Consider the following 13787-nt stretch of genomic DNA (forward strand, 5'->3'; position numbering starts at 1 on the left):
GGACGTACACGTGGTGCTGGACAACGCCTCCACCCACAAAACCCCGACCGTCAAACGCTGGCTGGCCGCGCATCCCCGCTTCGTTCTGCACTTCATCCCGACCAGCTCATCGTGGCTGAACCTCGTCGAACGCTGGTTCGGCGAACTCACCACGAAGAAGCTGCAACGAGGCACGCACCGCAGCGTCCGCGACCTCAACAAAGACATCCGGACCTGGATGAAGACCTGGAACGACAACCCCCGGCCCTACGTCTGGACCAAGACCGCCGACCAGATCCTCGACTCCATCGCCCGCTACTGCACCCGCATTAACGACTCACGACAGTAGGAGAACGGCCGGAGTCTTCACAGCGCAGACGGCCGGATCCTCGGCGCGTCGACGCTCGAGGATCCGGCTCTTGGTCGTCGTCTCCCTCAGTCGCTGCCCGTGGCCGTCATGAAGGCGAACACGGTTAGGAGAACCAGAACGGTGGCCCCGAAGGTGCCGCCGCCGGCGAGGACGGCGCCGGCCGGCCGATTCCCCGCCGCCCAGGTCAGCAGTCCAGCCGCGGCGCCGACGATCACCGCGGTGAGGGTGATCAGGGCGAGCCAGAGAGCCCGGTGATCATCCCGCGCGCGGTTCCGCGAATTCGTAGTCAATTTCTTCACCTCCTCTCATCGATGACCCACGTGTCGGCATCGGTGATCGAAGGCGCACTGTCTGGCCAAATCGTATTGTTGGAGGTCTCGGCCGCTCAATGTCGCCGACGGCCAGCTGCGCGGCCGACATGTGGCCGCTCACCCCCGTACGCGGCCACCGAGCCGCGAAAGCGACGGTCGTCACCGGCCGGTAAGGACTGTAGTGTCGTCGATTGTGGTCGTTCGGGCAGCAAAACAACGTGGCATAGAGCCCCTGCAGGCCGAGCTGGTTAGGGCCCTGAGAAGACCGCTTCCCGCCGTGTATCGCGACAGCAGGCACGACGATCCCAAGGAGTTGCCAGACCTCACCCGGATCGTGCGGGCGTTGCAGCCGGACGTCTGGGATATCGATCCGACCCGGGCCTTGCTCAACGTCGTGCGGAGCGCAGTTTCGCGGCTGCCCGATACCGCTCATCCACCCGGCTCCGCCGTCTCGTGGCGGGCGATGGGACAGACAGTGTGCGGATTGCGGACCGGTCTGCCGCCTCGACAGAACGGACAGCCGTACGGCTATCAGGCGTATGTCGAATGGTTCGAGGAGGAGTCCGGGCTTCAGGTGGCGCCGCGGACCTTGCGCCGGATTCTCGCCGAGTTTCGCGACCGGCTGGCCGGAATCCTGGAGATGCTCGAGCGTGAAGCAGAAGTCTCTGGCCGGGATCTGGTCGGCATCGCCGCAGCGGCATCAGTCAGAAGCGGTGGTCCGGCCGATGGCCGAACCTCGTATGTGTCACGCCCAGCCTATGAGCACGCCTTCCAAGCCCTGATCGAGCAAGGCGTCAAGGTCGTCGCGTTGGTCGGCGAGGCGGGCTGCGGGAAGTCACGGCTGGCGGCACAGCTCGTTCGAGGCGATCGCGACCAGCGAACCGTGTACCTCCGGTCAGCGGACGAGAAGCAGGCGTTACTAGATATGACGGCCGAACTGGCCCGTAACGGTGCCTCCACCACCGGTCTGGCGGCCGACGAGATTGTACGGGCTTTTGCGGGGTACCTCTGCTCCTCCGCTGCGCCCGCCTACGTGGTGCTCGACAACCTGGTGACAGCCGATCTTGCCGAGACGCTGGCCCATCCCGAGACGTCGAGCCGAATCGTGATCACCAGCAGGGAAGACCTCCTTCCCGCCGGGATGGCCGCGGTCCTAATAGTCAAGGACATGGAACCGGAGGAGGCGAGGAGCCTTGCGGTGCAGCTGCTCGGGCCAGCGGGCGGCGAGGAAGCCGCCTTGCTGGCTCGGGCGTTACACGGGCGGCCGCTGGCCATCACTCACGCCGCCGCGCTCGTTGACGCCGATGGCGCCTATTCCGTCGCTGACCTTTGCACCGACCTCGAGATCAGCGTTGCGGGTGTGTTATCGCGGGTGCCGAGGCCGATCGAGGAGACGCTGAGCCATGTGTACCGGCGGACTATCGAGACGCTCGAACAGGACGAACGATCCGTCGAAGCGTTGTGGCTGTGGGCCGTGACGGCACGGTTGTTACCGTCGGCGATGCCGACAGGCCTTGTCCGCGCAGCGTTCACCCTGCTGCTTCCCGAGGATAAACGGAGTCTTTCCGGCGCCAGGTTTGCTGGCGCGCTCCGCGAGCTGCAGCGAAGGTGCTTGGTCGAGTCGAAGGGCGACGAGATCTTCGTCCATCCGCTGACACACCGGATAGTGCGATCACACTTCTCCCGCCGGTGGGTCGAGGACGTTTGCATCGCCCTGTTGCGGGCGGCGTCGAGCAAGGTGCACCGTGCCTCTCCTACGGCGGATCCGTTGCTCGCGGCGGACACGATGAGCTGGACAATGAGCATTATCGCGGTGATTTCGGTGTTGCCCGAGATTGAGTTCGAGAAGCTCCGAGAATGCCGACTGCCGATCGTGTTTCTTGCGATGTCGAGTGTTGTCCGTCGGTTTGCCAACGAACCCGTGCTGGATTTGTTGCACTCCAAGTTCGACGATATCTTCCACCACGATGAATGGCGATCCGATGCTGACTTCAAGGAAGCACGCCGTGATCATCTAAACTACCTGTTCGCCAATGCTCGCGTCTCCGAGCCAGAATATCTGCTGCGCATAATTGGAACGTATTCGCGCTCGTTAGAGGGAACCAATGACATTGCCATTACCATCAAGCCTGACGTTGCCCGCGCTTGGCTCGCCGTCGGCGAGCCCGAAACTGCCGCTGAGTGGCTCCTTTCCGTAGAGAGTGCCGACCGGACGGCGCCCGAACAGATCGATTACCTGACCGCCGTAGGCGAGGCGCATGTCCGCCGGGGCGAATGGCGCTCTGCAATGAAGGTACTGCTTCGCGCCATCGAGATATCGGAGTCCGAGCCGGATTTGGTGGGTCGGTTGCTGACTCACGGGCGGGCCGTCCGTGAGCTTGTGGAGTGCCTCCTGCTCTTCGGGCGGCAACCCGATGAGGCGTGGGAAGACCTGCGCGCACTGGCTAGCGGCGTCTCCGCATCCGATGTGTTGTCGAATTTTGACGCGGCCTATGCGGGTGGCGTTCAACACGCCCTTTATCTCCGGCAGGCCATGGCCCGAGTCACCGGCGCCCGTTTCGTTGTCAGCTGGATTGCGGGCGACAGTGAGGAGGCCGCGCTTCGCCTGGCGGAATTTGATCTGCATGCGGACACGGTTCTCGAGACCTATCGGGCAATTGGCAAGGCGCGCGAAATCGGGTCCCTCCATTACGACGTTACAATAATCGACCTGCTTCGTAGTTCAGGTGGTAGCCGGGTGGCCGATTGTCGCCGGTCGGCATTCGAGAACACCTTCGCCCGGATCGCGGTGGGGAAGTACCTCGTCCTGCTGGGGAATCAGCCCCCCGAATTGGCCAATCTTTGGGGTACCTCTCGACATTGGGAACGTCTCTCCTGGGAAATAGCCGAGCAGACCGGGTCGCCGTACTGGTACTGCGAAGCAGCGGCGGTCATGTGCGCGATCGACGCCCAACAAGGGCGAGTGCGGCCCTCCGTCATGGCGGCGCTTAAGGCCGACTACGCCGCGATTGAACGTTCCGACCGGTACGCCCGTCTCGCGAACGCGATCGACAGCGTCGACAACCGTAGAGAGTTCCTGAATCACTATCGCTTCCTACTCTTACCGTGAAATGGCTATTCAGGTAGTGAATCTCGCTATGCCGATGCCATGTGGGTTGCGGAGCGGAAAACACAAGGAAACCGGGTTCCCTGGCGCCATTGTGGTCAGCCTCTTTTTGAAAGCTATGTTGCCTCATCTCGATGGGCGGGCACGCTTCAGAGTGCTGGCGGGATGGACAAGCGTCCGTATATCACGAATTGATTCAGGGTTTGATTAGTAGCTTCCGCACGGAATCGGGTACTTCGAATATAACTTAACTAATCGGGTGCACTATCACCGGATCCGGAAGCCGCTGGACTCGCCTACGCGTCGCATCGAGTAGTCGTTGACCTTGGCGTTAGGCCGTCGTCTCGTCGGCCGAGCGCGCGCACCCAGTTCGCAAGGCCATGATTGCTCTGTACGAGTTGGCGTACGCGGCTGGCAACTGAGCCCGTGCGCCGACACCAGGGTGCCAGCTATCTGGTGTGGCGACGACGAGGGCGGGATCCACCATCGGCGAATTTGCCGGCGGGGCCCCGCCCGTGGAAGTCGGCGTTAGCTTAAGGTTGGCCGCGCGTGGCCCGGCGGCCCTACGTTTCAGGACGTGGCGCTGGCAGTGTTCTCGACTCGGATCAGTCGGCGAATACTGGTCCGAGCTGCGGCTAGATCGTCGTGTGCCTCGTTGAGTTGCCCGGTCAGGTCGGTGATGAGTGCCCGCGCCCTTTCGAGATCGCTTTGGAGCCGCTGGTTCAGCACAGTGAGCTCATCGACGCGAGTGCCGAGATTGGCGGCGCCGAATTGGTCGAGTTGTTGGCCGAGGTTGCGGCGGACCGCGGCTTTGAGGCGGTCCACTTCTTCGCGTAGGCGCCGGTTGTCCTGTTGGAGCAGTTGTTGTTCGACCTTCCATCCTGCCGGGGCGATGACGGCCGCGCGGGCGTCGTTGGTGGCGGCGCGGGATTGGCGGCGGCGTGCAGCGTCGATGTACTCGCGCATGCCCGCGGCGTAGACGAGCCAGTGAGAGACGTTCGCGGCTCGAGCGACGCCGGTGAAGGTGATCGGCTCGTTGTCGGCGAGGAACCGGTCGACCGCCGACAAGACACGAGCGCGTTTGTCGCGGGAGTCCTTCTGGCGCGCATCGCGGAGAACCTCGGCGGGGATTCGGGGCTGGCTCATTGGGGGTTGCTCCGGGCGGGGATGGAGGGGATGGGAAGTAGAGGTAGTGGGGCCGCGGCGCGGGTCTTTCGCAGGACCGCTGAGGCTTCTTCCAAGTGGCGGCGTTCGTCGTCCGGCATGACGGCGAGCTGGGTACGAATCTTGCTGACAACATTTTGGAAGGAGTCGATTTGGTCCGTGAGGTTCCGCACGACGAACTCGGCGACATCCAAGGCGCGAGCGGTCTCGCGGTCGGCTTTGAGCGCCCGGATGTGGTCTTCGACCGCGGGGAGGAAGGACGGGTCGGGCCGGTAGAAGCCGCAGCCAGAACATTGGAATCGGATCGGGCACTGGCCGCCGCCGGCTTTGACGTTGGATGGTTCAGTGCAGTTGCCGAACGGCACGGCGACCGAGCGGGCTTCGTAGGCGGTCGCCGAGGTGGTCGAGGCTGGTTGGCCGTAGCGGTCGACGACGTGTTTGCGCATGGTCTCTACCGCGCTGCGGCGCCGCTGGACGGAGACTTTGAAGTAGCCCAGGGTGGTGTCGGCTGATTTGTGGTCCATGAGGTCACGCAGGGTGTGCAGGTCGGTGCCGGCGTCCGCGTGGCGTTGGGCGTAGGTGTGCCGAAAGGCGTAGGCGAACACGCGGCTGCGGTCGAAGGGCAGCGGCTGGCCGTCCTTGTCGACGGTGTCGGTGAGTAGTTCGGGCAGGCTGTCGACCCAGCGGCGGAGCATCCTGATTACGGTGTCGGCGTCGATGCACGCGTCGTGGCCGTTCTTGGTCGCTGGGAACAGGAAGGTCCGGGAGCGGGCCGGGATTTTCAGCGTCTGCCGTATGGCGAGCCATTCCTGGACGGCGAAGGCGGTCTGACGGCCGATCTCCAGCCGGCGTCGGTTTCTCCGGGACTTGTGGTTGTCCCAGATGAGGACGTACTCGCCGGCGTTGCCGTCCAGGCAGTCGACGCGCAGCCAGCGCACTTCCCACGGTCGGCGACCGGTGTCGCGCAGCAGGATGTAGATGGTGTGGAACATGGCCTGCACCGCCTCGGGCGGAAACTCTCCGTAGGCAGTGTTGCCACCGATCAGATGCGTGTGGGCGTCGAGTTGAGCGATGACCAGTTCGGGGATGGCCTTGCCGGCCTGATCTTCGGAGGAGTCCTCGTAGGGGATCGTGTGGTGCTGCTGACGGGCGAACGCGGAGGCGAGGTGGTCGAGCAACTGGAGGCGGCGGCCGGCGTCGAGCAGCTGGCAGAACGAGCTGAGGATTTCGGAGCGAGAGCCATATGACAGTGGGCCGCTGCCGTCGCGGCGCTGCCGGTTCCGGATAATTGTGACGACGGCGTCCATGTCGGCGGCCTTCAACGCGCCCGGGTCATGACCACCGCCGGGCCGCGCGGCCAGGGCCTGCGATGCCGCCAGGCACGCCTCGAAGGTCCGGCGGAACGCCGCGTTGCTCGGGTTGGTCTGCTTGACCCAGTCCGCTAGCAGTTGGCGCAGCCAGTCCTGGCGTAGCCGGGTGACGTCCAGCTGGCGCGGGTTGACACGGACACCGGAGCGGGTGCGCGAGCGTAGGCCCAGGTCACTCAGTTCCCAGACCGGCTGATCCAGCGGGTCGATGCCGCGGAACCGGCCGAACGCGCTGCGCACCACCCGGACGATGTCGTTCCAATGGGCCTTGCCGTTGCTGTCGATGCGACTGCGACCGGGAAGAGTCTTGTCGATCAGCGCGGCGATCGACTCCACGCCGGCCAGACCGCGGATCACCATCCGGGTCGCGTTCGGACTGAGCGTGTGTCGCTGCTGGTCGCGCTCGACCAGGGCGTAGAGCAACTCGTGGCGCAGCAACTCGGGTAGCCCGATCAGCGAGAACTGGAACCCGGTCAGGTAGGGACTCTGTCCCGCTACCCAGCCGTCCAGATCGGCGTCGATGGGGTTGACCAGGCCCGTCACTTTGCGACGGTGGTGCCACCGGAGCCGGTGGTAGGTGCACAGGGCAGCCGCTGGGTCGCGCCGCTGGTGCAGGCACCCACCCGGCAAGGCAGGTGAGCCGGCCTCGGCTCGGCGTAGGCGCGCAGCCAGTCCTCGAGGTTCAGCGATGTCAGGCCCCGCCGGACCCGATAGCGCCACTGTCCGTGGTGAGCCTGGCAGGCACCTCTGACGGACGCCTCCTGCGCGCACTGCACCCCATCGCGTTCGACCGAGCACGACGGCCGCGTTCCAGGCACCGACCGCACCATCGAGCGTCCGCCGGACGCGACGAACTCCTCCTGGCCCAACCCGCTGGCGAGCAGCTGATCTTCGCAGGAATGGCACAGGCTCCGGGCCCCGAGCACCGCGACGTGACAGCCGGGGCCGTCGCACCGCCAGATGGCAGTCTCCGTCTTCTCCGGATCCCCGGTGAACAGCCAATGTTCGCTGTCCCACTCATCCGGCCGCCAGTTCGACGGCGTGTTCTGCATCAGCCACGCCAGCCATGCATGCCGGTCGAACGGCAGAGCGATCACCTTCGGCGCCGGCGTGTACGTGTCCGTCGCGACGATCACCGGGTCACCTCCCGACGCCGGGCGTCCGCCCGCTCGACCGCGGCCCGCTTCGCACCGTCGGGCACGTGGATATACACGTCCATCGACGAGTCCGATACGTGCCCGAGCAACTCCTTGACCACCGCACGGTCGGTCCCCTGGCGAATCCACTCGGTCGCGGCGCCGTGCCGCAACATGTGCGGCCGCGCGATCAGGCCGGTCCGCTGAGCCAGCCGGTCGAACAAGCCCTTCACGCTCGAGTAGGACATGGCCCGCCCGAGCGGCTCCCGGAACAGGTTCACCAGCACCTGCACGGTGCCCTCCGCCTGCGGCACCATCGCCCGCTCGTGCAGATAGTCGGCGTAGCAGACACCGAGCTCACTGGTGACCGGCACGACCCGCGGACGCCGGGACTTCGCCCAGGCACCGTTGCTGTTCAGCCGACGCCGCACATGCACATGCGGGCCCTTGACCTGACAACCCAGGGCCTGCGAGTCGGCCAACAGGTGCATGTCCTCGCGGTGCAGCCCGAGCGCCTCACCGATCCGGATCCCCGTGCACCACAACAGCAGCACCACGAACTGGTCGCGGGCATGGCAGGTGACATCGACCAGCCGCGCGACCTGCTCGACCGTCAGCCACTCGATCCCCGCATCGACCGACGCGAACTTGATCAACCGGGACCGCACCGTCCGCCGCTGGTCACCCTCACCCGGGTCGAAGCCCGCCGGCAAGAAACGCAGGTAACGTGGCTCGCTCAACTGCCCGAGCAACTCGGGCTCGACCCAGCCCATCCGGACACCGAACCGCAGGAACTCGCAAACCGTCCCGACAATCGCGCTAGCGGTGTTCGCATCGCGGAAGCGGTCCGGCCCTTCACCACCGCGGACGCGTGACGGCAGCGGCGTCTCCACCAGCCAATGTAGAAACCGGGTGAGTTGCCACACCGTGACCCGAGGCCACTCCAGCCGCTGGAACGCGCAGTACGAAAGGAAGAGCGCCGTACGGCCCGCGTACGTGCGCTCGGTGTTGTAGGCCCGGCCGGCCTCCCGCAGCCCGGCAATGAACAGCGAGCCCTCGTGGTGCAAGACGCAGTCGTCGGCTCCCACGACCACCCATCCCGTCCGGTTCTCAGTGAGCTCCGCGCGCTCGGGACGGTACGACGTAACGAACATGCCTGAAATACCGAACACCCCTTGGATATCTATGAATCAGTCGGCCCCGCAGTCATGTACCTGACATGCATGGGGTGAAGATCATCATGAAGATAGGGACACTTGTACGCGCCCTGTGCGAGCTGATTGCCAACGCCCTCGACGAGGACCCCGCCGCCCGCATCTGCTGGGCGGACGGTGTCCTGACCATCAGCGACGACGGCCCCGGCATCCCCGAAGAGGGACTCGTGCTGGGCTACTCGACGAAAACCGACGCTCAGATCGGCCAGTTCGGCGAAGGCAAGAAACTCGCCTGTCTCGTCCTGGCCCGCAGTCCCGACGTCGGTCCGGTGCGCTGCGACACCGTCGGCTACGGATTCACCCCAGCCGTCGAGCGCCGCCGGCTGCTCGACGGCATCGTCCCGTCACGATCCACTGACGGCACCGAAGTCCTCGTCTACCGCTTGCATCGCAGCGAAGGTACGCGTGGAACGGTCTTCACCGTCGCCTGCTCCGAAGACCTCGCCGTCGAGGCCATGAGCCGGTTCAGGGCGCTGAGCGAACCCGGCTACCAGCAGCCGGAGGGACACGGCGATTGCGTGCTCACCGGCCAGCCCGGCCGGGTGTGGATTGGGGGTGTGCTGGTCACCACCATGCCCGGCTTGCTCGCCTCCTACGACCTGCCCCTGGACGCCAAGGGCCTGCAGAACCGCGACCGGGCCGTCATCGAGGCCGGCGCCCTGCGCGACGCGGTCCAGGCCATCCTCGCTGACAGCGAAGACCAGCAGGTCATCGACCGGTTCGCCCAACACGTGCTGGGCGGCGGAAAGCTGCACGAGCCCGAGCAGTACTTCGCTGACATCCGCCGCGCCCGGGCCCGGGCCGCGTGGCGGACGTGGGCGCGCACCCACCTGCCCACCCTGTGCTTCTACGCCGCCTCGGGCAACGAGGAAGCCACGCTCGACCTGGTCGATAAGGGCTACACCGAACTCACTGCCCCGGGCCTGTCACAGCGGCAGCTCTGGGTGTTCATGGACCGTCTCGGGGTCGAGATCGCCCGGACCCGGCGAGTGCGCCACTACGAACGCACCCGGAACAAGACGACATGGGTTCCTGTTCGGCAGCTCACCGCCGCCGAACGCACGGTACTGACCGAGACGCAGCAGCTCGTCCGCCGGGCGATCGGCGCGTTCGCGCTGGACCGGGTCAGGGTGTACTCCGACAGCGACGAATCGCCGTGCTCCGACGGCTTCTACCACCCGCGCACCGGCGACGTCGCCATCCACCGCAATACCCTGGTCAGCTGGCACCGGACCCGTCTCGTCCTGCTGCACGAGGCGGCGCACCGCGTGGCGCACCGCGGCGGCGGCCGGCGGCTGCCCGTCCCCGACTTCCACGACCGCAACCGCGGCTTCGAGGAGACGCTCAGCGATTTCGCCGCGGTGCTGCTGGGCTACCTCGCCGCCGGTGCCGCCCTGCCCGAGCTGCCCGATGCGCCGGTGGCGGTGTCCCACGCCCCGCGCCTGGCTCCTGCAGACGATCCGGCGGTGCCGGCTGTACGCCGCGAACTGGCCCACCTGCTCCTCGACCAGCTCCCACACGCCCTGACCGCTGGCGGCTTCGCCGACGAGAAAGACATGGTCGCCTCCACCGCGGTCCACCCGGACTACTGGCGCACGCTGACGCACCCGAAAGTCGCCGGACACCGCCAGCAACGCGGCGGCCGGGCCTGGGACTACGACAAAGTCGCCTTGCTCGCCCAAGCCGCCGGCGTTCATCCACCAGTCGTCTGGCTCGGCTACCACCTGTGCGAAGGGCCGATCTACGGCCGCGCACGCCGCCACGGACTCCGACTCCCGACCGGGGATGTCCACGGCTGCTTGTGCGGCATGGCTGGCTACGGCGCGCCCAGTCACGATTGCGACCCCAACGGGCACGTGCAGCATCACCCTGCGGTCCATCAGAGCGTCCCCTGGGCGAAGAAGATGCGCGACGCCACAATATGCGCCTGTACCGACCTGCAGTCGATCGGCGGGACCTACGCCGAGCAGGTCCCTGCTCTACACGCCCTGATCGACGGACGGACGACTGCAGCCATTGGGGACGACCGCTGGCACGCCCCCGCTCGGACACTGCTGGCCTTGGAACGCCAGCGTCTGCGGCTCGATCTCACGCCGGCCTAGCGGCGGCGCAGGGTCTGCGGCATCGCCGCCCTGCCGGGACCCGCAACCGACCCTTCCCGGTGCTCTACACCTGGGCGTGAACGCAGCGACACATCGCCGCCGGCTCAGGCCCAAGTGACCCGACCAATCATTCACTTCATCACGGAGGAAGACATGTTGACCAGGCTCGAACGGGTCGAGGCACAACACGACGTCACCGTCCTCGATGCCACAGAGACGTTCGCCATCTCCAAAGATGTCGACAAGCCCGATCCAGACGGCACGTACTCGATCATCACGACCAACGGCGAGGATGGCATCCGGGTCGCCGGCACTGAAGAGCAGCTGCACGGCTGGTTGAACCGCGGCCGCGGACGGCTCAGCGCCAAGACCGGCGGTCCTCGGATCATAAGCGTGCTCGACCTGTCGACGAACCACCTCCCCGAGCAGGTCTGCATTCAGCTGGGCGACTACTTCGGTGTCGCGGCCAACGACACGATCTACGGCTGGCTGCTGGTCGTGCCTGGCGACCTCGCCGCGCACCGCAATCAGCACCCCGACACCGTGCCGGAAGAGGTGTGGCGGCTATGGGGGTACGCGCATCGCTTCGGCGCCGAGTACATCCTGCTCGATGCTGAAGCCGACCGTCTCGATGCCCTGGCTTCATGGGACTGGTGACAGGCATGACACCCACATCGGTGCTGGCGAGTCTGACGGCCGTGGCGTGAACATCGACGCCGAGCTGGCTCGCTTCACCGAGATCGGGCTGCTCCGCCGGTGGCGTACAGACGACGCGGCGGGCAGCTACATCGTTGCGACCGGCGCCGAGGAGATCCTGTTGCGCGATCCTGGAAGGCTCGTGCGTTCATCGCCGGGATGCGCGGGGTGTTCCGTAGCACGCGGCGCACCGAGTTCCTCGAGGTGGTGTCGGCGCCGACACGATGCAGTCCGAGGCGGAACGGTGTGCGACGAAGCGAACGAGTCCGGGCTGGAGAACGACGAGTTCTCAGTCCGGCAGGCCGCCGACGAGCTACGAGCGCGAGCCCTGTGCGTCGCTCAAGGCATCCTCGGTATGCCGTAGGCGCGGCCCGCGGTGACCTGCGATAGGTCACCGCGCGGGCCGTGTGCGGTCGACCGCGCGGGATGGACTGGGCACGGTCCCGCTCGCGCGCGCCGACGTCAAGCCACCGGCCAGCCGTGCCCGCGCAGCATCGCCCGGGGGGTGAACGGCTGCGGCGACGTAGCCAGCCCGCGGGCCGGGGCTGGACACCGGCACCACGCCGGGCGGGCCGGGTCGCGCCGTCCCTCCCGGCAGCCACCGCAACGCTCGGCAGCCGGGACCGCACCGGTTACGGAGGCCGTCCTTGCGCACCATCGATGACAACACCCGCGACGCCCTCACGGGTCTGTCGCTTCCCCTGGACAGCGCCCGACCAAGGCAGCGATTCGCCACGGCGGCGACGCACCACAGCACCTGGCTGTCGCGGTGGTCGGCATGACAGCTTTGAGCGTGGCGACGGTGACGCCTAATGGCGGCAATCCGCGCGAAGTCGTCGTCCAGGTGAGCGCTCTGATCGGCGGCCGCAGTCTGATCGCCGTCGGCCCGGAAGGCACCTCATATCCCGAGCTGCGCGACCGTGTGTACGCCGGCATCACCAACAGTGGCCTGACCTGGCCGGATCGCAAATTCGTCATCTCCTTCGCCCCTGTGGGGCCGTGGTCGGTGCATCCCAGCACCGATCTGGCGGTCACCGCGGCGGTTCTGGCAGCGGCGGGGCACCTTCCCTTCACCGCGCTGAGCGAGACGGTGTTTCTCGGCGAAGTCGGGCTCGACGGCGCGGTACGCCCGGTCCCCGAAACGCTCGCTCTGGTCGCCGCAGCCGCCGAGCTGGAGTGCCGCACGGTCGTCGTGCCGGCCGCTAACGCCCGGCAGGCGATGCTCGTGCCCGGCGTGCACGTGATCGCCGTCAATTCTTTGTCCGAATTCGTCGCCTGGGCCAACACTGGCGCTGAGCCGCCGCTACCCGCCCCGCTCGACATTGGTGCGATGGCAGGTGGCGGACCTGCCGAGGCAGGCCTGGCGCACCTTCCGGCATGGATGTCGCCGGCAAGGTTCGCCCTCGAGGTCGCCGCTGCGGGCCGGCATCACCTCGGGGTCACCATTGCACCGGGGCTGTCGGGGACGCTCATCGCCGAGTGTGTGCGGTCTCTGCTGCCGGATCTCGACGATCGCCAGGCCGTTGAGCTCAGTGCGCTGTACGCCGCCGCAGGCCAACCAGTCGACGCGCTCATCCGGCGCCCACCATTGCAGGCTCCAGTGCCCGCAACATCGGTGACCAGCATGATCGGCGGCCGACGACCTGGCGCGGTCAGTTTGGCGCACCGCGGGGTACTGCTACTGCACGACGCACCCGACTTCTCGCCAGAGGTGCTGCAGGCGTTGCGCCAGCCTCTCGACCGCCGGATCGTTCAGGTGGCTCGCGCACGAGACACCATCACTTTCGCTGCCGACGTTCAGCTGGTCGCCACGTCCAGGCCCTGTCCCTGTTCGACAAGCCACATCCCAGTCGACGGATGCAGCGGGCCGGCTCGCCGGCGCTACCGCAACCAAATGCACTCAATCTCCGACCGCTTGGACATCGGCGTCACCGTCGAACCGGCGGCATTCGGCGGCATCCCGGGTGAGTCGATCACCACCGTCGCGGCGCACGTCGTCACGGCCCGAGCAGCCGCCGCCGCCCGATGGGCACAGGAAGGCTTCTCTACTAACGCAGAGGTATCTATCGACGTCTTGCGGCGGCCCGCTTTCCGCATCCCGGCGTCGGCCACCAGCGGCCTACGGCGGATGGTCGAGGTCGGCCAGGTGACCGCGAGAGCATACGACGCGATTCTGCGGCTCGCGTGGACAGTCAGCGACCTGCACGGCGCCGGCTACCCCGACAAGGAGGCTGTCAACGCCGGCGTCGAGCTTTATCACCCGCGACGACACACGGACTGATCCTGCGGCCCCGGCCACCCTGGTTCAACCCGGCATTAGTACCTCTTGCTGTTCGCCCGTC

At 66.6% G+C, this 13787-nt stretch carries 10 protein-coding genes; 5 read left to right on the forward strand and 5 right to left on the reverse strand.

From position 1 onward, the window contains the following. The coding region (locus tag AB0E90_RS42180; RefSeq protein ID WP_360417942.1) for a transposase at positions 1 to 328 on the forward strand (328 nt) is incomplete at its 5' end. 86 nt (positions 329 to 414) lie between these two features. Here the strand turns inward: AB0E90_RS42180 and AB0E90_RS42185 are convergent. Beyond that, a complete protein-coding gene (locus AB0E90_RS42185; protein ID WP_360417943.1) occupies positions 415 to 639 on the reverse strand; it encodes a hypothetical protein in 225 nt (74 codons plus the stop codon). 298 nt (positions 640 to 937) lie between these two features. Here AB0E90_RS42185 and AB0E90_RS42190 point away from each other — a divergent pair, with 298 nt between their 5' ends. Next, on the forward strand, positions 938 to 3769 hold the full coding sequence (locus AB0E90_RS42190) for a hypothetical protein (RefSeq protein ID WP_360417944.1): 2832 nt from the start codon (positions 938 to 940) through the stop codon (positions 3767 to 3769). A gap of 567 nt (positions 3770 to 4336) precedes the next feature. Here AB0E90_RS42190 and AB0E90_RS42195 read toward each other — a convergent pair. The 4 genes from AB0E90_RS42195 to AB0E90_RS42210 are packed head-to-tail and all read right to left on the reverse strand — an operon-like array spanning position 4337 to position 8521. Beyond that, on the reverse strand, positions 4337 to 4912 hold the full coding sequence (locus tag AB0E90_RS42195) for a DUF6262 family protein (protein WP_360417945.1): 576 nt from the start codon (positions 4910 to 4912) through the stop codon (positions 4337 to 4339). Beyond that, entirely contained in the window at positions 4909 to 6840 is a 1932-nt protein-coding gene (locus AB0E90_RS42200) for a site-specific integrase (RefSeq protein WP_360417946.1), read from the reverse strand. The genes AB0E90_RS42195 and AB0E90_RS42200 overlap by 4 nt, the downstream gene beginning before the upstream one ends. After that, positions 6837 to 7433: a hypothetical protein gene (locus AB0E90_RS42205; RefSeq protein WP_360417947.1), complete on the reverse strand. Its 597-nt coding sequence runs from the start codon at positions 7431 to 7433 to the stop codon at positions 6837 to 6839. Before AB0E90_RS42205 ends, AB0E90_RS42200 begins: the two co-directional genes overlap by 4 nt. After that, positions 7430 to 8521, reverse strand: coding sequence for a tyrosine-type recombinase/integrase (locus AB0E90_RS42210; protein WP_360417948.1), 1092 nt, complete (start codon positions 8519 to 8521; stop codon positions 7430 to 7432). Before AB0E90_RS42210 ends, AB0E90_RS42205 begins: the two co-directional genes overlap by 4 nt. A gap of 140 nt (positions 8522 to 8661) precedes the next feature. On the opposite strand from AB0E90_RS42210, the gene AB0E90_RS42215 reads away from it, so the two are divergent. From AB0E90_RS42215 to AB0E90_RS42225, 3 genes are all read left to right on the forward strand, one after another. Further along, positions 8662 to 10749, forward strand: coding sequence for a hypothetical protein (locus AB0E90_RS42215; RefSeq protein WP_360417949.1), 2088 nt, complete (start codon positions 8662 to 8664; stop codon positions 10747 to 10749). 153 nt (positions 10750 to 10902) lie between these two features. Beyond that, on the forward strand, positions 10903 to 11406 hold the full coding sequence (locus tag AB0E90_RS42220) for a hypothetical protein (protein ID WP_360417950.1): 504 nt from the start codon (positions 10903 to 10905) through the stop codon (positions 11404 to 11406). A gap of 817 nt (positions 11407 to 12223) precedes the next feature. After that, on the forward strand, positions 12224 to 13726 hold the full coding sequence (locus tag AB0E90_RS42225; protein WP_360417951.1) for an ATP-binding protein: 1503 nt from the start codon (positions 12224 to 12226) through the stop codon (positions 13724 to 13726). Positions 13727 to 13787 lie beyond the last annotated feature (61 nt).

Source organism: Actinoplanes sp. NPDC026619, from assembly GCF_040638295.1.
In the GTDB taxonomy this organism is placed as follows: domain Bacteria; phylum Actinomycetota; class Actinomycetes; order Mycobacteriales; family Micromonosporaceae; genus Actinoplanes.

Coding starts and splice junctions, on each gene's coding strand:
- AB0E90_RS42220 (WP_360417950.1), top strand. CDS start 10,903: ATGTTGACCAGGCTCGAACGGGTCGAGGCACAACACGACGTCACCGTC.
- AB0E90_RS42225 (WP_360417951.1), top strand. CDS start 12,224: ATGACAGCTTTGAGCGTGGCGACGGTGACGCCTAATGGCGGCAATCCG.
- AB0E90_RS42195 (WP_360417945.1), bottom strand. CDS start 4,912: ATGAGCCAGCCCCGAATCCCCGCCGAGGTTCTCCGCGATGCGCGCCAG.